The sequence below is a fragment of the Lentibacillus kimchii genome (genome assembly GCF_055381965.1).
In genome coordinates, this window is record NZ_AP043934.1 from 2585959 (window position 1) to 2605699 (window position 19741).

General features: G+C 48.3%; 15 protein-coding genes. 3 read left to right on the top strand and 12 right to left on the bottom strand.

The annotated features are described in order from the left end of the window. Positions 1–8 precede the first annotated feature (8 nt). The 9 genes from ACZ444_RS13510 to ACZ444_RS13550 form a co-directional block, all read right to left on the bottom strand. Entirely contained in the window at positions 9–1613 is a 1605-nt protein-coding gene (locus ACZ444_RS13510; protein WP_382360314.1) for a CTP synthase, read from the bottom strand. Between the two features lie 307 nt (positions 1614–1920). Then, positions 1921–2496, bottom strand: a complete 576-nt coding sequence (gene rpoE / locus ACZ444_RS13515; protein WP_382360317.1) for a DNA-directed RNA polymerase subunit delta — start codon at positions 2494–2496, stop codon at positions 1921–1923. A gap of 352 nt (positions 2497–2848) precedes the next feature. After that, positions 2849–6091, bottom strand: a complete 3243-nt coding sequence (gene icmF, locus ACZ444_RS13520) for a fused isobutyryl-CoA mutase/GTPase IcmF (protein ID WP_382360320.1) — start codon at positions 6089–6091, stop codon at positions 2849–2851. Positions 6092–6118: 27 nt separating this feature from the next. After that, entirely contained in the window at positions 6119–6754 is a 636-nt protein-coding gene (locus ACZ444_RS13525) for a TetR/AcrR family transcriptional regulator (protein ID WP_382360323.1), read from the bottom strand. Positions 6755–6798: 44 nt separating this feature from the next. Beyond that, the gene (locus ACZ444_RS13530; RefSeq protein ID WP_382360326.1) at positions 6799–7938 is read right to left on the bottom strand and encodes an acyl-CoA dehydrogenase; all 1140 of its coding nucleotides are present in this window, start codon (positions 7936–7938) and stop codon (positions 6799–6801) included. Between the two features lie 34 nt (positions 7939–7972). Further along, the gene (locus ACZ444_RS13535; RefSeq protein WP_382360329.1) at positions 7973–9112 is read right to left on the bottom strand and encodes an acyl-CoA dehydrogenase; all 1140 of its coding nucleotides are present in this window, start codon (positions 9110–9112) and stop codon (positions 7973–7975) included. A gap of 47 nt (positions 9113–9159) precedes the next feature. Continuing rightward, positions 9160–10011 carry a 3-hydroxybutyryl-CoA dehydrogenase gene (locus tag ACZ444_RS13540; RefSeq protein WP_382360332.1) on the bottom strand — a complete coding sequence of 284 codons (852 nt, stop codon included), beginning with the start codon at positions 10009–10011 and terminating at the stop codon, positions 9160–9162. Positions 10012–10098: 87 nt separating this feature from the next. Continuing rightward, positions 10099–11286, bottom strand: a complete 1188-nt coding sequence (locus tag ACZ444_RS13545) for an acetyl-CoA C-acetyltransferase (protein ID WP_382360335.1) — start codon at positions 11284–11286, stop codon at positions 10099–10101. A gap of 184 nt (positions 11287–11470) precedes the next feature. Continuing rightward, positions 11471–13561 (bottom strand): (Fe-S)-binding protein, encoded by a 2091-nt coding sequence (locus ACZ444_RS13550; protein WP_382360338.1) that lies wholly within the window; start codon positions 13559–13561, stop codon positions 11471–11473. 337 nt (positions 13562–13898) lie between these two features. Here ACZ444_RS13550 and ACZ444_RS13555 point away from each other — a divergent pair, with 337 nt between their 5' ends. Together ACZ444_RS13555 and ACZ444_RS13560 are read left to right on the top strand one after the other, a co-directional pair. Beyond that, positions 13899–14099, top strand: a complete 201-nt coding sequence (locus ACZ444_RS13555; protein WP_382360341.1) for a helix-turn-helix transcriptional regulator — start codon at positions 13899–13901, stop codon at positions 14097–14099. A 1-nt stretch (position 14100) separates the two neighbouring features. Next, positions 14101–14490 (top strand): hypothetical protein, encoded by a 390-nt coding sequence (locus ACZ444_RS13560; RefSeq protein WP_382360343.1) that lies wholly within the window; start codon positions 14101–14103, stop codon positions 14488–14490. Positions 14491–14608: 118 nt separating this feature from the next. Here the strand turns inward: ACZ444_RS13560 and argS are convergent, their stop codons facing one another. Further along, a complete protein-coding gene (gene argS, locus ACZ444_RS13565) occupies positions 14609–16282 on the bottom strand; it encodes an arginine--tRNA ligase (RefSeq protein ID WP_382360346.1) in 1674 nt (557 codons plus the stop codon). Then, the gene (locus ACZ444_RS13570) at positions 16279–16719 is read right to left on the bottom strand and encodes a YwiB family protein (RefSeq protein WP_382360349.1); all 441 of its coding nucleotides are present in this window, start codon (positions 16717–16719) and stop codon (positions 16279–16281) included. Before ACZ444_RS13570 ends, argS begins: the two co-directional genes overlap by 4 nt. 224 nt (positions 16720–16943) lie before the next feature. Here ACZ444_RS13570 and ACZ444_RS13575 point away from each other — a divergent pair, with 224 nt between their 5' ends. Beyond that, entirely contained in the window at positions 16944–19004 is a 2061-nt protein-coding gene (locus ACZ444_RS13575) for a transglycosylase domain-containing protein (protein ID WP_382360351.1), read from the top strand. 184 nt (positions 19005–19188) lie between these two features. Here the strand turns inward: ACZ444_RS13575 and ACZ444_RS13580 are convergent, their stop codons facing one another. Continuing rightward, complete coding sequence (locus tag ACZ444_RS13580; RefSeq protein WP_382360354.1) at positions 19189–19710, bottom strand: YwhD family protein; 522 nt, start codon at positions 19708–19710, stop codon at positions 19189–19191. Between the last annotated feature and the right edge of the window lie 31 nt (positions 19711–19741).

The following is a 19741-nucleotide window of genomic DNA, read 5'->3' on the forward strand; positions in this document are numbered from 1 at the left end:
ATTTGACACTAGTCAGGTATTTGCTGCGCTGCTCCGACAAATCCTTGAAGCAAGGCATGTGGACGTGTCGGGCGTGATTTAAATTCCGGATGAAACTGACAGGCGACAAACCATGGATGATCAGCTAATTCGAGCACCTCAACCAGCTCCTCATGACAGCTTGTACCGGCCATCAGCAGGCCATTTGCCTGAAGACGTTCGCGGAAATCATTATTCAATGTGTAGCGGTGACGCTGCCGCTCGTACACAAGATCCTCATCCTCATACGCCTGTTTCACCTTCGTACCGCTGGTCAGCTGGAACGGATAGCTGCCCAACCGCAGCATGCTGTCCAACTCATCGGTGTTTTCCTGCTTTGTTCCCAAATCGACAACTGGATACGGCGTTGCTGGGTCAAATTCAGTCGAATGAGCGTTCTCCAGCCCAAGCACATTCCGGGCATATTCCACAGCTGCCAGCTCCATTCCGAGACATATGCCTAAAAATGGCATACGGTTTTCCCGGGCAAAACGTATGGCTTCAATCTTCCCGTCAATTCCGCGATAGCCGAATCCGCCCGGAACTAAAACGCCATCGACATCCGCCAACTCACGGTCGATTGACGTCTTGTCCTGCTTTTCCGAATCAATCCACTTGATTTGAACAGCCGTATTATGAGCAAATCCGGCATGTTTCAGTGCTTCAACCACCGATAAGTAAGCATCCGGAAGCTCCACATACTTGCCAACGAGCCCGATAACCGTTGTATCCTGCAAATGGCGGACAGTGTCGAGGAGTGTCGCCCATTCACTCATGTCGGCTTCCTGAACGTTAAGTCCCAGATGGTTACATACCAGCTGATCAAGCTGCTGTTCTTTTAACGCCATTGGCACCTGATACAAGGTATCGGCATCAAGCATCTCGATGACTGCTTCTTCAGATGTATCACAGAACAGCGCAATCTTTTCTTTCATATCCTGACTGATCGGCAGTTCAGAGCGCAGGACAATGGCGTCCGGCTGAATGCCCAATGACCGCAATTCCTTCACACTGTGCTGGGTCGGTTTTGTTTTCACTTCACCGGCTGCTTTAATATATGGGACAAGGGTGCAGTGAATATACATAACATGTTCACGCCCGATATCACTCTTAATCTGCCGTATGGCTTCAAGAAATGGCAATGACTCAATATCTCCGACCGTACCGCCGATTTCTGTAATCACCACGTCAGCCTGTGTCTTTTCGCCAGCCCGGAAAACCTGTTTCTTTATCTCGTTGGTAATGTGCGGAATGACCTGCACTGTACCGCCCTGATAATCGCCGCGGCGTTCTTTTTTGATGACACTGGAATAGACTTTACCGGTTGTAATATTACTGTATTTGTTTAAATTAATATCAATAAACCGTTCATAATGTCCCAGATCCAAATCGGTTTCCGCCCCATCCTCGGTCACAAAAACCTCGCCATGCTGGTACGGACTCATCATACCAGGATCAACGTTGATATACGGGTCAAACTTCTGGATCGTCACGTTAAGGCCTCGATTTTTCAAAAGTCTTCCGAGTGACGCAGCGGTAATGCCTTTGCCTAATGATGATACCACACCGCCTGTTACGAAAATATATTTAGTCAATGATTCATCCCTCGTCTTTCCCAAAGAATTGCTGCAGCGGCTTGCAATCGATGCTCATAGACGCAACAATGTCGCTTTCAATGAAACATCCCAAAACGGGTTACTGCAGGTACCTGATCAGTGCCTGGCTCCTGCAGCCTATCCCGCTTCACAAAATAAAAGGCGCTCCCCCCAAGTATTAAGGGGGAGCGCCGGATGCTTACGATTTTAGCGAGCCCAATAAAAATTCTACGCATTCACCATAGAAAAGTCAAGTGCTCATTGTCGATTACAGTCGCATTCACGGCACCCAACAAAACGCCTGATTTTATTTATCTTTGTCCTCACGCTTATCATCATCAGCCTCGTCTGACTCGGTGTCATCAGAGACTTCCGCTTCTGCCAATTCTTCTGGGTCATCAAAGCCATCATCTACATCGCTTTTTTCCCCGAATTCATCCTCTTCCGCAGCAGACTCATCAGCAAACTGACCTGTCAGGACTTCGACGCCATCGCCTGGTGAGTCCGGTTCACGTTCCGGTTCCTGGGATTCCTCGCGAGGGGCTGGTTCCTCCGCTTTTTCCTTTTTCTTCTGCCCTTTTTTCGATTTCTTTTTCTTCGTGGTGGCAGCCGCCACTTCATCCATCTGTTCCACTGGATACCAGCGTTTCAGACCCCATAAACCAGGGGTGGCTGTCAGAAACCGGCCATCAACGGTCAAGTCTGTATAAAACTGAGCCCGATGCTTTTCTTTCCAGTCATCCGTAAAATCTTTAAGATCGGCTACCCTATCATAAAGATCGCTAAAATCCATGGCCTTTTGCTCTTCCATCAGCCGATCATAAGCCACTTCAAGCATTGAGGTGTTATCTAGTTCTTCGCGGCTGGAATTTTGCAAGCTCACGATACCGCACTCCCTTTTTTCATAGTTTTACCGGGGACATAGGCACGTCCCGCTGCCGATCTCACCCGCGAGAATCGGCATTTATCTGTCAGGCTAAGTCTCATCTGCTATGTTTAGGACAGCTCAGCCAATCAGACTGCAGCGCCTGATTCCTTAAGTTCCTTAGCGTTAGACAGTATCTGAATCGTACCCTTCATTATAAACAAAAATGCATGCCTTATGCCAGCGGAAACCATAGAATTGGTATAAAATTATCCCTATCCGGTTATTTATAAACGGCTATCGCGGTGCCAAAACCAGTCGTCTTTAAGATTCATAAACTTTTTCGGTGACCTGTCATTGTCAGCAACGGTTACATATTGCGCCGGTACTGACCGCCTGCTTCATAGAGCGCGTTTGTAATCTGACCGAGACTCGCCACTCTTACCGTATCCATCAGCTCTGCAAAAACATTGCCGCCGGATGCTGCCGTTTCTTTCAAACGTTGCAGCGCTTCATCGGTATAAGCTGCATGAGCCTTTTCGAATTGCTGCAGTTCCTTAATCTGATGATCTTTTTCTTCCTGGGAAGCGCGGGCAAGTTCCATCGAATCGATCTGCTCACTGGATGGCGGATTCGGATTGATGAATGTGTTGACCCCGACAATCGGCAGCTCTCCAGAATGTTTTTGATGCTCATAATACATAGACTCTTCCTGAATCTTACCGCGCTGGTATTGCCGTTCCATAGCTCCGAGCACACCCCCGCGGTCATTCATGTTTTCAAATTCTTTCAGAACCGCTTCTTCCACAAGATCGGTTAGTTCTTCCAGAATAAAGGATCCCTGCAGAGCATTTTCGGTCTTGGTCAGGCCAAATTCTTTATTAATAATCATCTGAATGGCCATCGCCCGGCGGACCGACTCCTCAGTTGGTGTCGTGATCGCCTCATCATACGCATTGGTATGGAGGGAATTCGTATTATCCAATACAGCAAGCAGAGCCTGCAGCGTCGTCCGGATATCGTTAAAATCAATTTCCTGAGCATGCAGAGACCGGCCCGATGTCTGAATATGGTATTTCAGCTTCTGACTCCGTTCATCTGCCCCGTATTTGTCCCGCATCGTGATCGCCCAAATGCGGCGGGCAACGCGGCCAATCACCGTATATTCCGGATCAAGTCCATTCGAAAAGAAGAAGGACAGATTCTGCGCAAATTTATTAACATCCATGCCGCGGCTTAAATAGTACTCCACATAGGTGAAGCCATTTGCCAGTGTGAACGCGAGCTGTGTAATCGGATTGGCACCAGCTTCAGCAATATGGTAGCCAGAGATCGATACCGAATAATAATTGCGCACCTGTTTAGCCATAAAGTATTCCTGAATATCCCCCATCATGCGCAGGGCAAATTCTGTTGAAAAAATGCACGTATTCTGGCCCTGATCCTCTTTTAAAATATCTGCCTGCACCGTTCCGCGGACAACCGAAATCGTCTCATTCTTCAGCTGTTCATACTCAGCCTGGTCCGGCTCCCGGTCATTGTCTTTCTGAAATTTAACAAGCTGCTGATCAATCGCCGTGTTAAAAAACATCGCCAGAATGATTGGAGCTGGCCCGTTAATCGTCATCGAGACAGATGTTTTCGGATCCGTCAGATCGAAGCCATCATACAGCTTCTTCATATCATCAAGCGTGCATATACTGACACCACTTTCCCCGACTTTACCGTATACGTCAGGCCTTGGTGCCGGATTCTCGCCATAAAGCGTTACCGAGTCGAAAGCCGTGGACAGCCGTTTCGCGTCACTGTCCTGCGATAAATAGTGAAAGCGGCGATTGGTCCGCTCCGGTGTGCCTTCACCGGCAAATTGCCTTGTCGGATCCTCACCTTTCCGTTTAAACGGAAAAACACCTGCCGTAAATGGGAAGGAACCAGGCACATTTTCCTTCATCAGCCAGCTTAGACGGTCGCCCCAGTCCTGGTATTTGGGCAGCGCAACTTTCGGCACCTGCAGCCCGGAGATGGATTCCGTCGTTAGATCCATCGTGAATTCCTTGTTGCGAACGGTATAGGTCATCGTTTCCTGCTGGTAATTCTCTTGCAGCATATCCCAATTATCCAGCTGCTTTTTCGCCTCAGGATCCAGCTCAGCTTCATAGGACTCAATCGCCTGATCAATCGTCTCGGCTGCCGTATTGTCATCAAGCACATCCCGGGCCCCTTCAAGCTGATAGAGTTTACGGGCGATAGCACTCTGGCTCCGGGTTTTATCATGATAACCGCGTATATGACGGGCAATTTCCTGCAAATAATGGCGCCGCTCATTCGGGATGATCATATTTTGTTTCTCAGCTATCCGATGCCGTTCAAAATCAACCGCTTCTGACCAGCCATAGCTGTCGTTCAGCGTATCAATGATTGATGCAAATAGAGCATTTGTGCCGGCATCGTTAAACTGACTGGCAATCGTACCAAAGACCGGATAAAGCTTTTTATCTTCGCCGAACAGCATGTGACTGCGTTCATATTGTTTGCGCACCTGACTCAGGGAATCCTCGGACCCTTTTTGTTCATATTTGTTAATCACAATAAAGTCAGCAAAATCGATCATGTCGATTTTCTCCAGCTGTGATGGAGCCCCGAAATCGGACGTCATCACATACATGGACAAATCGGTCACATCGGTAATCGCCGCATCGCCCTGACCGATGCCGCTCGTTTCAATGATAATAAAGTCATAATCGGATGCCCTTAGTACCGCCATAACATCCTCCAGCGAGCGGGACAATTCATCCCGGGAGCTGCGTGTTGCGAGCGAGCGCATGTAGACCCGATCGGAAAAAATGGCGTTCATCCGAATCCGGTCACCCAGCAGGGCACCGCCGGTTTTCTTTTTCGTCGGGTCAATGGAAATAATCGCAATCTTTTTATCTGGCAGTTCATTGAGGAACCGGCGGACTAATTCATCCGTCAGCGAACTCTTGCCGGATCCGCCCGTGCCAGTCATCCCCAGAACGGGTGCTCCATTCGAATTCGCCTGAAGCTGGTTGAGCAGCCCGTTCACTGCAGCATCATCACCGGCATTGTTTTCAATATAAGTAATGAACCGGGAGATCGTCTGCTTATCACCGGATGCCAGTTTGTCCTGGTGCTTCTCCAAGTCAAAAAGCGGCGGCTGAAAATCGCATCCTTCGATCATGTTGTTAATCATGCCCTGCATACCCAGTTCACGGCCATCTTCAGGTGAAAAAAGCCCGGAAACGCCGTAATCCTCGAGCTCTTTAATCTCACTGGGAATGATTGTGCCGCCGCCGCCACCGTAAACCTTGATATGGCTGGCATCCAATTCATTAAGCAAATCGATCATATATTTAAAGTAATCGACATGCCCGCCCTGATACGATGAAATTGCAATTCCCTGAGCGTCTTCCTGAATCGCGGCATACACGACTTCTTGCACTGACCGGTTATGCCCGAGGTGAATTACCTCAGCTCCGCTCGACTGCAGAATCCGGCGCATAATGTTAATCGATGCATCATGTCCGTCATACAAACTCGACGCCGTCACAAACCGGACAGGATTGACCGGTCTATATACCTGATCGCTTGCCACAAGAACCCCTCCTGGTTAAATAGCTTGCTAAGCCTTTTCTTCCGATGCCGCATTAATCGACAGAGCCTGCAGCAGAAAATGCGTCTGCCGGCTGATATACGTCTCAAGCGTAAACTGTTTCTGCAGCATCCACCGTCTAAAAGCCCACATCTGGCCCTGTACAAACATGTTATTGGCTGCCAGCGCCACATCCTGATTGGACATAACCTCTGGCAGGCAGGTCGTGATCACCTTTTCCAGCATAGTGACCATATCCCGTTCTTTCTGCATGACATAGTCCTTGGTTTCCTTTTTCAGCGACTTCACTTCCTGATACATGATCAGCACCTCCTCCTGCATGTCATCCATCAGGCGGAAGTACGAATCAACCACTTGTTCCAGAGTTGCAACAGACGGATTCCACCAGTCAATGACTGATTCCAACCGTGTCTTCACTTGCTCATAGATAGCATCACACACGAGGAACAACACATCTTCCTTCGTGCGAATATATTCATAGAGCGTGCCGATGCTGAATCCCGATGCCCGCGCGATTTCACGTGTTGTTGTCCGGTGAAACCCTTTCTCTTTGAAAAGCGAAACGGCACCTTGAATCATTTGCTGACGCCGTTTTGCCACAAGTTCGGCATCCTTAATCGACGAGATGACCTGATCAGGTGCCATGCAGCTCCCTCCTTTTAAAAATGGCTGGCGTGTGATGCTGAATCTTATTTTGTCAGCATCCGGCCGATAACCAGCCGCTGAATTTCGTTTGTGCCTTCATATATTTGTGTAATTTTGGCATCGCGCATATAACGCTCAACCGGATAATCTTTCGTATAGCCATAGCCGCCGAATACCTGCACCGCTTCCGTCGTGGTACGCATGGCTGCATCACCGGCAAACAGCTTCGACATCGCTGACGCCTTGCCATAAGATTTGCCCTCAGATTCCAGCCAGGCCGCCTGATAGGTTAAGAGACGGGACGCTTCGATATCGGTCGCCATATCGGCCAGCTTGAACGAAATACCCTGATTAGCCGCAATGGGCTTTCCGAACTGTTCGCGTTCTTTAGCATAATCACTGGCTGCATCCAGCGCTCCCTGCGCAATACCGACTGCTTGAGCAGCAATCCCGTTGCGGCCGCCATCCAGCGTCGACATGGCAATTTTAAACCCTTGCCCTTCTTCACCTAACAGATTCTCTTTGGGCACACGGCAATTATCAAAGATAAGCTCCGTTGTCGGAGAAGAGCGTATGCCAAGTTTCTTTTCCTTCTTGCCAGTGGTGAAACCGTCCATCCCTTTTTCCACGATAAAGGCACTAATGCCCTTATTGCCGGCGTCGGGATCTGTCAGTGCGAACACAATATAGATATCAGCCACACCGCCATTGGTGGTCCACACTTTATTACCGTTCAGAATGTAAGCGTCACCATCTTTTTGCGCCACCGTTTTCATGCTGCCTGCGTCACTGCCGGATCCTGGTTCAGACAATGCATACGCCCCGAGTGCCTCACCGGTGGCCAGACGATATAAAAACGTCTTCTTTTGCTCTTCATTGCCGTACTTATAAATCGGCCAGCTTGCCAGTGACAGATGCGCCGACAGCGTCACACCCGTTGACGCGCACACTCTGGACAGTTCCTCAACCGCGATCACGTAACTGACAAAGTCCGCCCCGATACCGCCATATGCTTCAGGCCACGGAATGCCTGTGAGTCCGAGTTCCGCCATCTTGTCAAAAATACCGCGGTCAAACCGCTCCTCCTCATCACGTTCAGCAGCCGTCGGTTCCACATCGTTTAACGCAAAATCACGCACCATTTTCCTCAGCATTTCCTGTTCTTCGTTCAATTGAAAATCCACTATCTGCATCCTCCTTTAGACTGACTGTCATTTATTATTCCATTAAGCTTTTCGCAATAACTTTATGCTGGATTTCACTTGTGCCTTCATAGATCTCTGTCACTTTAGCATCACGGAAAAAGCGCTCGACCGGATAGTCTTCTGTGTAACCATAGCCACCGTAAAGCTGCACAGCTTCGATAGCGGCCTGCGTTGCTGTCCGCGATGCATGCAATTTGGCCATCGATACTTCCTTGTTGCCCGGACTTCCTGATTCAATCAGCGCTGCTGCCTGATAAACAAGCAGACGAGCTGCTTCCACCTCAGTAGCCATATCGGCTAATTTAAACGAGACACCCTGATGAGCAGCAATCGGTTTACCGAATTGTTCCCGTTCCTGCGTGTAGGCTGTCGCATGTTCCAGAGATGCTTCCGCAATCCCTAATGCCTGCGCCGCAATGCCAATGCGGCCCGCGTTCAAATTCGCCATCGCAACTTTAAAGCCATCTCCTTCTGCGCCGAGCATTTGACTTGCCGGCACTCGGCATTGATCGAAGTTCAGCTCAACAGTGCTGGAGCCATGCAGTCCCATCTTACGCTCTGGTTTACCGGCTGTAAGACCCGGTGTATCCTTTTCGACTATAAACGCGCTGACCCCTTTGGCGCCCTGCTCATCGCCGGTTCGGGCAAACGTAATATATGTATCGGCTTCCCCACCATTCGTGATAAACATTTTCGAGCCATTCAAAATATAGTCATCACCATCTTTTTTGGCTTTTGTCCGGAGACTCGCCGCATCAGAACCTGCACCAGGTTCCGTGAGAGCAAACGCCCCGAGAAATTCGCCTGAGGCCAGTCTGGGAAGATAATAGCGTTTTTGCGTGTCATTTCCAAACGTCAAAATCGGATTTGTACCGACTGATGTATGAACGGACAGAATCACACCCAGTGTCGCACTGACCTTCGAGAGCTCATGGATCGCAATAATATATGATGTGTAATCCATCCCGCTGCCGCCATGTTCTTCTGGTATAGGAACGCCCATCAGCCCAAGAACCCCCATTTTACGAATCAGTTCAGCAGGAAAACGGTCTTCAGCCTCCATCTGGGCCACTGCTGGTTTCACTTCCTCTTCTGCAAACTTTTTGACCATGCGGCGCATCATGATCTGTTCATCGGTCAATTGAAGATTCATGTCGTTTTCCTCCTCTGGTGCCATCCCGATTATTAAAAATCTATCAATTATTGATACTGATAAAAGCCTCTTCCAGCCTTTTTGCCGAGCCAGCCAGCATTAACATATTTTCTGAGCAGCGGACACGGCCGGTATTTGCTGTCACCGAAACCATCCTGCAGCACTTCCATGATGAAAAGACACGTATCCAGTCCGATAAAATCGGCCAAGGTTAGCGGCCCCATCGGATGATTCATGCCCAGCTTCATAACCGTATCAATATCCTCCACCGACGCCGTCCCTTCCTGCAAAGTGAAAACAGCTTCGTTGATCATCGGCATCAAAATTCGATTGGCGGCAAAACCCGGAGAATCATTGACCTCCACAGCTGTTTTGGAAAGACTGTACGCCATAGCCGCCACCTGTTTATACGTTTCATCATTTGTTTCGAGCCCGCGTATCACTTCGACAAGCGGCATGACTGGAACCGGATTCATATAATGCATGCCGATTACTTGCCCCGGCCTATTCGTCGCTGCTGCCAGCTCCGTGATAGGAACGGAAGAAGTGTTGGAGGCCAGAATAGCGTGTTCCGGTGCATAAGCATCCAATTTACTGAATATACCCGTTTTGACATCACGGTTTTCCACAATCGCCTCAATCGCTATATCACACTGCCGCGCATTCTCCAGAGCAGCTGCTGGCTGCAGACGGGCCAGGGCATCCTGCTTAGCTTGTTCGCTGATCCGGTCTTTGGAAACGGAACGCTCCAGGCGTTTTTCAATATTCGCGATCCCCTGATTTAACGCCTCTTCTTTGGCGTCATGAAGGAGCACATTGTAGCCGGACTGGGCGCAGACCTGCGCAATACCTGCACCCATCTGGCCTGCTCCAATCACCATCACGTTTTGAATTGTCATGTTAACTGCCTCCCTCTGCTTCATATCTCAAGCTCTACAATGTTTCATTTATCCGGTTTAGACTTCGTTTAGACAAAATCAGGCTGGTTACGATTTTGGTACTTCCACAAGCACGGCATCACCCTGACCACCGCCGCTGCATATGGCTGCGATTCCCATTCCGCCGCCGCGGCGCCTCAGCTCATGGACAAGCGTCAAAAGGATGCGGGCACCACTTGCGCCAATCGGATGACCTAAGGCCACAGCCCCGCCGTTCACATTGATTTTGTCCGGGTCAATCTCAGCAATCTGACTGCTGGCCAGTGACACGGCCGCAAAGGCTTCATTAATCTCAACCAGATCAATATCCTTTTGCTGGTACCCTGTTTTCTCCAGCAGTTTATTAATCACGAGACCCGGTGTTGTCGGAAAGTCTTTCGCTTCCACGGCAACTTCCGCATGACCATGAATGGTGGCGAGCGGGGTCTTGCCCAGCTTTTCCGCTGTCTCGTCAGCCATCACAACAAAAGCACCTGCCCCGTCATTTACCCCGGGAGCGTTGCCGGCTGTAATCGTCCCGTCGCGGTCAAACGCCGGCGGCAGCTTACCCAATGCTTCAGCACTTGTATCCCGGCGCGGCGCTTCATCTGTATCGACCTGGACAGGATCACCTTTCCGCTGCGGCACTTCCACCGGCACAATCTCATCAGTGAATTTGCCTTCATCTATAGCCTTAATTGCACGCTGATGACTCCGGTACGACCAGTCATCCTGCGCCTCTCGTGTCAGACCGTATTCCTGAGCCGTGCTGTTGCCATAGCTACCCATATGGACATCACCAAAGGCACACATCAGCCCGTCATTCATCATCATATCAACGACTTGTTTATCACCCATGCGAAGTCCCCAGCGTGCGCCGGGCAACATATACGGTGCGTTGCTCATGCTTTCCATACCGCCGGCGACCAGAATATTTTCATCACCTGCACGGATCAGCTGATCAGCAAGCGTGACACTGCGAAGGCCGGAAGCACAGACTTTGTTGATCGTCTCCGTCTTCACATCCCAGGGAACATCGCCTGCCCGTGCTGCCTGGCGTGAGGGGAGCTGTCCCTGGCCGCCCTGCAGGACACTTCCCATAATGACTTCATCAATTTTTTCCGCCTCCACGCCTGCACGTTTCAGCGCTTCCCTGATGACAATCCCTCCCAGCTGTGAAGCTTGAAGGGGCTTTAAAGCACCGCCAAATTTGCCAAATGGTGTCCGCGCTCCGGAGACCAGAACTGACTTGCGCATAATTTAATCATCCTTTCTTTTCATAGATTGCTGGTTTAAGTGAATTATCACGATAACCGCGCCGCCGCTTTTTGAAACTGACCTTCTCACCGTCTATTGAACGCTCGCTCAATTCACTGGTAAAAGACAGAGGGGAAGCTTTTCCGCACCCCTCGTCAAATAAACATTTAAATCTTTTCTGTATCTATGCCGGCTGTTCTTGATCCTCTGTCAAAACGGACAAAGCAAGAATTTCCGCCACATCCATCGTGCTGATATCTTCTTCAACTTCTTTGGCTTTTGTGCCATCACTCATCATCGTCAGACAGAACGGACACGCACTGGAAATCATAGTTGATTCTGTCTCCATCGCCTGCTCTGTCCGGGCGACGTTGATCTGATTGCCAGTCGTGTCTTCTGCCCACATCAGACCGCCGCCGGCCCCGCAGCACATGCCGCTTTCACGGTTGCGTTTCATTTCCACCAGATCAATACCCGGTATGGCTTTCAGAATCTCTCTAGGCGGATCATAGACACCATTATAACGGCCCAGATAGCAGGAATCATGATAGGTGAGTCGCTGATTAATCTCCCGCTCTGGCTGCAGTTTGCCGTTCATAAGTAAGTCATACAGAATCTGCGTATGGTGATAGACTTCCGCTTCAAAACCGAAATCCGGATATTCATTCTTGAAAAGATTGTAGGCGTGCGGATCAATCGTTACAATCTTCGTGACACCATTTTTCTCAAATTCTTTAATATTTTTCTCCGCAATCTCCTGGAATAAATATTCATTACCGATCCGGCGGGCGGTATCACCTGAATTTTGCTCCTTATTGCCGAGAATCGCAAAGTTGATGCCTGCGCGATTCATTAATTTAGCAAATGCAAGAGCAATTTTCTGACTGCGGCTGTCAAATGAACCCATTGAACTGACCCAGAACAGATACTCAAAATCTTTCCCTTCTTTGTTCAGTTCTTTAATGGTTGGGACATAAGCATCCTCATCCTGATCACGCCACTTGATGCGGTCTTTTTTCGACAGCCCCCATGGGTTGCCCTGACGCTCAATATTCATAACAGCACGCTGAGCGCCCTGATTCATTTTGCCTTCAGTCATCACCAAATAGCGGCGCATATCTATAATTGTTGAGACATGCTCATTCATGACCGGGCAGGCATCCTCACAGGCACGGCACGTTGTACATCCTGACAGCTCTTCCTCGGTTATGACATCACCAATCAGACTGATATCAGCCATACCTGGCGTTGTCTCATTCGCCTCCGCAGCGCCACCGGAAAACGCATAACCCGGGACCCATGGTGACGTCCCTGTAACAGCAGCGCCTTTTGCCGTTAAATGATCGCGCGCCTTGACCATTATATCCATCGGTGACAGCATTTTGCCGGTCCCGGATGCTGGACAGACGTCCGTGCAGCGTCCGCATTCGGTACAGGCATAAAAGTCAATCAGCTGATGCTGATCAAAATCCTCGACCTTGCCGGCACCAAAGGAGATTTCTTCTTCATTGGCTTCCTCATCAATATCAAAGTTAATCGGTTTAAGCTTGCCCGGCACGCGCTTGCTCAAAAATACATTAATCGGAGCAGCAATTAAATGCGCATGCTTGGACTGCGGTACATAAACTAAAAAGGCTAATATCGTAACGGTATGGATCCACCAGAAAACATAAAACAAAGCAGTTGCGGCAGTCGGTGCCAGCCAGCTAAACAGAAAGGCTATACCGCTTGCGACGGGTTCTGACCATGTGAGCGCCTCACCGGACCAGAGCATCATCATCCCGTTGCCAAACAGCATTGAGATCATCAGTGTGCCAATAAACACCAGAACCAGTCCTGCTTTAAAACTGCGCTTCAGACGGACCAGTTTTTCCATATAGCGCCGGTAAAACGCCCAGCCAACTGCAACCAGAATCATTAATGTTACAAGTTCCTGAAAGAATGTAAAAGCAGGGTAAACAGGCCCGAACGGCAAGTGATTCCCCGGCGCCAATCCTCTGATAAACATATCGATCGCACCAAATTGCACCAGAATAAAGCCATAGAACATCATAACGTGGATTGAACCGGACTTCTTGTCCTTTAGCAATTTGGACTGTCCAAAGACTATCTTCCCAACACGCCGGAACCGTTCTTTAAAGGCCCGGTCAAACTCAGACTTTTGACCAAGCTTTATGTAGGAAACCCTTGTTGCGACTGCCTTGGCGAACAGATACACCCCATATACGACAATAGCAACGAAAGCCACCCAATTAATCAACAGCAATGTGTTCATCTCTCGCTCCCCCTTTTGTCAAGTATAACGTAAAATGTTAGCGATTGCATTATTTTGAAAATAAAAAATGGCTGTCGCATCATTCTCAAGTTATACCTCTCACTATAGACGATGAATGATCATTCAGTCAACAGATTAACAGAAAATTAACGCATATAATCCTTTAATGACCGGTACCGTCGCGTCTTTTTTCATAAAAAAGTCTTCTCTTCGCAGACAATAAAATATTTAAAAGACGAAACGGTTGTAAAAAGTGTTTGACAGTCCTTTCGTCTTATTTTATATTGTTTATGTAAAATAAGTTTTACATCACTTTAAATTTGAAGGTGTTGTGTATATGCGAAATAGAGTAAAAGAATATCGAGAAAAGGAAGGTATTTCTCAGGGGGAGTTAGCTGATTTATGTAATGTAAGCAGGCAAACTATTAATGCGATTGAAAATAATAAATATGACCCAAGTTTACAGTTAGCATTTAATCTTGCGAAGAATTTAGGTGTTAAAGTTGATAATTTATTTTTGAACGGAGAGGAGATTTAAAATGAGGACCCGAAAAATAGGTGCAATTATAACTGGAGTTGCTACTCTAATCGTGATAGGCTATTCAATTTTTAAAATTATTACTGGGAAAGAAGTTGGATTCAATGAAGTTATAGTAATTGGGACGTTATTAATGATGTTTTTCTCTGCAATTACATGGGGAAATAAGGAAGAAAAAGACGGAATTTTACAGGAAGAAGAGCTTGGACAAAGAATTATGGAAAAAAGCTCGAAAATCAGTTATTTTATTCTATTATTCTTTATTTTAGTAGGAGTGGCTGCTGACAAATTAATAAACGGTACAATTAATGTCTTCTTATTAGGGATATTAGGTTTAGCGATGGTAATATTACCTTTTGTTGAATTTTTGGTCGCTAAAAAGTATCAGTAAATAAATATGAAACAATGACCAGGGCTATGGAAGAGGATACTTTTTAACCCTCGTTCCATACTATTTTCCGATTATCCAAAAAACTTACAGAAGCATCACACTCCTGTAAGTTCCAGTCCTACATTTTGTCCGGCGCGCTGATCCCGATCAGACTCAATCCATTGCTGATGGTCACACGAACAGCCTTCATCAGAGCAATTCGCGCTTTCGTCAATTCCGGATTGGCTGAATCGAGAACCTTTTCCGCATTGTAAAAACTGTGCAGCAAGGATGCCAGGTCAAACACATATTGGGTGACTTTATGCGGCACCTGTTTTTCCGCAGCATCAGCGATTGTCTTTGGAAATTCACCCAGTTTTTTCAGCAGATCGGTCTCTTTTTCCGATGTCAGCAGCTCCGCATCAAAATCACCGTCTCCCAGCAATGATTTTGACTCAGCCTGTTCCAGCATCGTACAGATCCGGGCATGGGCGTACTGAACATAAAAAATTGGGTTGTCATTCGACTGTGAACGGGCGAGATCCAGATCAAAGTCAAACTGTGTATCGTTTGAACGCATGACAAAGAAATAGCGCGTTGCATCGACACCAACCTCGTCCATTAAATCTCTTAAGGCGACAGCATTGCCGGTCCGCTTGCTCATACGGACTTTTTCGCCGTTCTCATACAGATTCACGGTCTGAATGATTTTAACAGCCAGTTTGTCTCCGGGATAGCCCAGCGCCTGAATGGCTGCGCGCATCCGGGCTATATAACCATGATGGTCAGATCCCCACACATTAATGAGCTGATTGTAGCCGCGTTCTAATTTATCCTTATGATAGGCGATATCCGGTGCCAGGTACGTATAGTTGCCATCCTGTTTAATCAGCACACGGTCCTTGTCATCCTCGAAGTCTGTTGAACGGAACCATGTTGCGCCGTCCTGCTCATAAACATAACCGCCATCCCGCAACGTCTGGATAGCCTCTTCCACCCGGTTATGATCATAGAGCGACTGCTCGGAAAACCAGTTATCAAAATGGACGTGAAAATCAGCGAGATCCTGCTTCAGATTGCCGAGTTCATGCTCAAGACCGTAATCTCTGAAAAAAGCCAGACGTTCATCTCTGTCAGCATTCACCCATTGGTCTCCCTGATCTTCAGCGAGGCGCTTGCCGATCCGGATAATATCTGCACCGCGGTAGCCATCTTCAGGCATTTCGGCTTCAAACCCGAGCGCCTCAAGGTAGCGCGTCTCCACTGACTGGGCGAGCTTGTCAATCTGCCGGCCGGCATCATTTATGTAATACTCCCGGTCCACATCATAGCCGGCAGCCGCCAGGACATTGCAGAAAACATCGCCATAGGCGGCTCCGCGCGCATGGCCAAGATGCAGATCACCCGTCGGATTAACGGACACAAATTCCACTTGGACACGTTCCCCCTGACCGGTAGTGGTCTGACCGTATGTCTCGCCTGCTTCCAGGATGGCCGGAATTAAATTGCCTAAAAAATCCTGTTTCATAAAAAAGTTAATAAATCCCGGCCCGGCAATTTCCACTTTATCCACACGCGCTGCTGTCTCATCCAATTCCTGGACAATATCCTCTGCAATCTGACGCGGCGGCTTTTTCGCAATCCGGGCGAGCTTCATAGCCATATTTGCAGCAAAGTCACCGTGCGCCTTATCTTTAGGTCTTTCGAGTTCCACATCCGGCAGTTCATTTTCACCAGCCAGATCCGCATTCAAAACGGCGGCTCTGATCTGCTGTTTTAATAGCTCTTCTGTCTGTGATAACGTATTGTTCATGAAACATCCTCCTCAGGCTGAATCGTCAGGATCAGCTGATGGTGGCGTTCATCCGCTCCATTCAGCTTTAATTTGTAAGACATGACCAGCTTGCCATTCTCGTCATCCGTCAGGCGCTGATAGCTGATCGACCGGGTAAAGGTCTCCATATGAATATGACCGTACGGATGCTGGTACACATTTTCCGTTAAGGCCTGCTTACGGAACTGCTGATACATCGATACCGGTCCTGTTCGTTTCACGCTCACTTTATCATAGCTGAGTGTCAGCATATTTTTCACCGTCAGGCCATCCTCGGTCGTTTCCTCGTAAGTCAGCACATCCATCGTCTGATTCGGGTAAAAGTAGCCTGTTGCCTTCACGGTATTTTCGTCGCGGTCACTGTTATCCGTTATGACTGTCGAGAGCTCAACAGCCACTTGTTGTTTCATTGCCATTTAATCGCTCCTGCATGGTATGATTCCCTATTATAGCGATAAACCCGCCTGCATTGCAATGAAGGAATATGCGAGCTCTCATCCCGCTAAACGTTCAGATACTGTCCGGTAATCCTATGACAGGTTTAATTTCCTGTATTTTTCCCCATAATGCCACTAGATACGCGTTTACCAAACAAACGTGACCAACTGTCATAAGACTTACACGAACGGGGCTGCCACTTATGAAAACGCTTTTTCATAAACTTAAGAAAAAACACCGGCTGTTCTACTTGCTTCCAATTGGTTTTTTGGCGCTGGGGGTGATGTTTCTTGCGAGCGTCTATGCTGTCAGTTTTCTCATGGGAGCGCCGAAACTCGCCAATGAACAAAATACGGTCTATTACAGTCTTGACGATACCGTTATTGGCGAAGAAACTGGTTCGGAAAACCGGCACTGGGTGGCACTTGATCAGATGTCCCCCCATCTGATTGAAGCCACACTCGCTGTTGAAGATCAGCATTTTTACGATCATCATGGTTTTGATTTTAAACGCATTGCCAGTGCTATCATGACTGATCTGAAAAATTTATCGCTTGAGGAAGGTGCCAGTACACTGACCCAGCAATATGCCCGAAATTTATTTCTATCGCACCAAAAAACGTGGTGGCGAAAAGTAAAAGAGGCGTTTTATACGATCCGGCTGGAAATGTTTTATACGAAGGATGAACTGCTGGAAGGGTATTTAAACACCATTTACTACGGGCACGGTGCTTACGGGGCCGAGGCAGCCAGTCAGCACATTTTTAACAAATCGGCGAGTGATTTGACCGTGGCAGAATCAGCCATGATGGCCGGGATTCCTAAAGGACCTGCCTACTACTCACCCTTTAACAACCGGCAAAATGCCAAAGACCGTCAGGAGCACATCCTGGATTCAATGCTTGCGCAGGGAAACATTACAGAACAAGAACAGTCTCAGGCTGCACGCGAAAATCTTGCCTTTACCGAACCCGGCGAACGCGAAACCGTATCAGCTGCGCCTTATTTTCAGGATACCGCTCTGAATGAAGCTGCTGAAATTCTCGATATGGATCCTGAAGACGTACGCTCCAGCGGCCTGGCAATCCATACAACCCTTGACACCCGGCTCCAGTCACAGCTGAAACAAAGCAGTCAGCAGGAGATCCAGCCAGGAAGTGATATCGAAATCGGCGCCATGACCATCAATCCCGATACAGGCGGGATTCGCGCTTTAATCGGCGGCCGGAATTATACGAAGAGCCCCTTCAACCGGGCCACCCATGCTAAGCGAATGGCCGGATCTGCTTTTAAACCGTTTCTCTATTACGCTGCACTCAATCACGGCTATACCCCGTCAACCACGCTGATGAGCAAACCAACGTCCTTCAAGCTGGAAAATGGCGAGGTTTATCAGCCCAGTAATTATAACGGCTATTACGCCGATGAACCCATCCCGCTTGCCCAGGCGCTGGCGCTGTCGGATAATGTTTATGCTGTTAAGACTAACTTGTATCTGGGTACAGACCAGCTTGTGAAAACAGCCCGCCAGTTCGGCATCAGCGGCAAATTGCGTGAGGTGCCTTCCCTCGCCCTTGGCACAGCAGCCGTCACTGTGGACGACATGGTGACGGGTTATGGCATGCTCGCAAACGGCGGACATGAGCTTGAAAGTCATGCTATCCGAAAAATTGTCGATCGGGACGGCCGCACCATCTACAAACGCGAAGACGGCAAACAGGATCCTGTGCTCGATCCGCAGACGACCTTTGTGCTGACACAGCTGATGACCGGCATGTTCGACCGCTCACTTGACGGGTATATGTCTGTCACCGGATCTTCCATTGCCGATCGTCTCAGCCGGACTTATGCCGGCAAATCCGGCACAACCGAATCAGACAGCTGGATGCTTGGCTACAGTCCATCTCTCGTCACGGGCATCTGGATAGGGTACGATGATAACCGGGCCATCACCCGAACAGCTGAAAATGCGTATGCCAAAGAGATTTGGGCATCGTTTATGGAAGAAGCGCACACAGGAGACACTGCAGAAGCATTTGCTAAGCCGGAGGACGTTGTCGGGATCGCGATTGACCCGGAAACCGGCAAGCGCACAACGCCTTATTGTGACACAAGCCGCACCATGTATTTTAAAGCAGGAAACGCGCCGGAAGAATACTGCCAAATCCACATGCCTGATGATCAGAAACAGCATAACGGAGATGCTGCAGAAGATACGGATGAACCAGGGTTATGGAAACGCCTATGGGACCGGCTGTTTTAAGCGCTCTAAAAAGGGCTGATCCATCTTATCGGGATCAGCCCTTTTTAAGTCCTAGTAATACATGTATCGTCCATGTATCCATATTTTACAAATACGCCGCATGGAGCACAAGGCATTCCATTATTGTTCAAAAATAAGTCATAAAATGTTCACAAAATAACACCGTAAAAAAAAGCTCGCCGGATTATTCCGACAGAGCATTTTTTAATTCATCAGAGGAATTTTTCCACATGTCGCCGCCTTCAAAATCAGCCAAAAAATCCTTCAGCAGCTTTTTGGAATGCTCATCCATATTGTCAATGGAAATTTTTCCTTTCAATGAATCCTCCATATGTTTAACATGTTCTGGCATCGACTTGTACGCACGCTTAATCGAGCGATCCACAATTAAATGACTGGAACCGACACCAGCAAAATAGGCCCCGTTTTCACCATTATCAGTGGTAACCCAGACAATCCAGTATAACTTGCCATTCTCAACAGCCTCAGGGTCACTCTGGAATTTAACACGGCGCTCCACGGCACTGCGCGCATGCATAGCCTCCATATCGACATAGGCTTTATCCTCATTCGGGTCTACAATCACTGAGGACATATTCTCCAGACTGATGGAACCGATGCCGTAACCTTCGTGTCCATCATTCGGATCGTCTTTTATAATCGTAAACTGATTGTTCTTATTCTGGTCGGACGATTGATCTGACATGGCAAGAACCCTCCTGTTAAATGTTGGTTCA